Source organism: Psittacicella hinzii (genome assembly GCF_003585885.1).
Classification (GTDB): domain Bacteria; phylum Pseudomonadota; class Gammaproteobacteria; order Enterobacterales; family Psittacicellaceae; genus Psittacicella.
Map to the genome: position 1 here is coordinate 1 of NZ_NRHC01000133.1, position 1,327 is coordinate 1,327.

Consider the following 1,327-nt stretch of genomic DNA (forward strand, 5'->3'; position numbering starts at 1 on the left):
GAGATTTTTTTATATCTGGTATATCAGTCTACTACTTAGACTTTTTCTGATAATCAAATTTTAAACGATTTACAAACGCAGGGTTTAAATCTTCAAGTGAAATTGGATCAATCATACGAGTTTTAATGAAAGCATTAAACTCATTAAGTAAAGCTGTATTGATTGCAAAGAACTGCCAACGTCCTTCTTTGCGCATAATTAATAATTGACTTTGACGTAACACACGAATGTGTTGTGACATAGTTGGCTGAGAAAAGTGAAAATGTTCTAATAAACCTTGAGCGCATTGTTCGCCGTGTTCTGCGATAAAGCTCATGATTTTTACACGGTTTTCATTTGCAAGAGCTGAAGCTATCTCGCTGAATTTTGCAATATCCATCTAATCAAACCTTCTTTTTTATCTTTAAAAAATACGTAACTTCTGTAAGATAAAAACTCCTTTTAATGTAAAACTTTAGTGATTTTGTCTGAGGATGTAACTACATTAAACATTAAAAGAAATTTTATATTACCCATAAAAATAATTTATTAAATCTCAATTAGATAACTTTTATTAGACTATTTCTAGATTAGTTTTAGTAAAAGTTAGTAATTCTACCTAATTGGTACAATGATGAAATAAACTTGATACTGGCTCTAATTAATCTTGTATAAAGCTTTGCGTAAATTAACTTAATTAGAGATAAGCAAAGCTGTTTACCATTTGGGGATAAGCTCAAGCTTTACTTTTATTTTATCTCAAACCCTTAGTCAGCTTATGTGTTTTTAACCTAATTTATTTGTTTTCATGCTTGAAGACAAACCTATTTAGTTAAATAATAAGAACTATAAATAAGGCTAACTAATTTGAATAATTAAGCTAATTACCTCTTCTTTATCAATCAAAGACTAAAACATTATAAAAGAGTAATATTTCCTAATTAATATATCATCAAATTAAGATATTTAAAGGAATATATACAATTTTTTTACGACAATAAAAAATTTAACCCCTGTAAAAATTCTTAATTCCTGACAATTCTCTACAGATTTATCTTAAAAATCAGCGTCAACTAATCGTCACTTCTCCAAAATAACTGGACAACAATTTTTTCTTTAGTTGAGTTCTGTACTTAGGTTTTCCCGCAAAAAAGCAATTATCTAACCTTAGATTTGCCCAAGATAATAAGCTTATTTTTACCTTTATGTAAGAGGTATTTTTAACCTATGAAAGGAAAAATACTTGCAGGTTTATACTCGTATACTTACAATTGCAAGCTTATATTTGCATGCTTACCTTTGCAAGCACACTTTAAGACTAATCTTTTCTTATAACCTGAATTCCGCA

General features: G+C 28.4%; 1 protein-coding gene. It reads right to left on the bottom strand.

Annotated elements, in window-relative coordinates; translation table 11 throughout:
- Nucleotides 1-31: 31 nt before the first annotated feature.
- Nucleotides 32-379: an ArsR/SmtB family transcription factor gene (locus CKF54_RS07605; RefSeq protein ID WP_119525753.1), complete on the bottom strand. Its 348-nt coding sequence runs from the start codon at nt 377-379 to the stop codon at nt 32-34.
- Nucleotides 380-1,327: the final 948 nt, after the last annotated feature.

Excerpts from the sequence above, each read along its gene's own strand:
- CKF54_RS07605 (WP_119525753.1), bottom strand. The coding sequence starts at position 379 with ATGGATATTGCAAAATTCAGCGAGATAGCTTCAGCTCTTGCAAATGAA.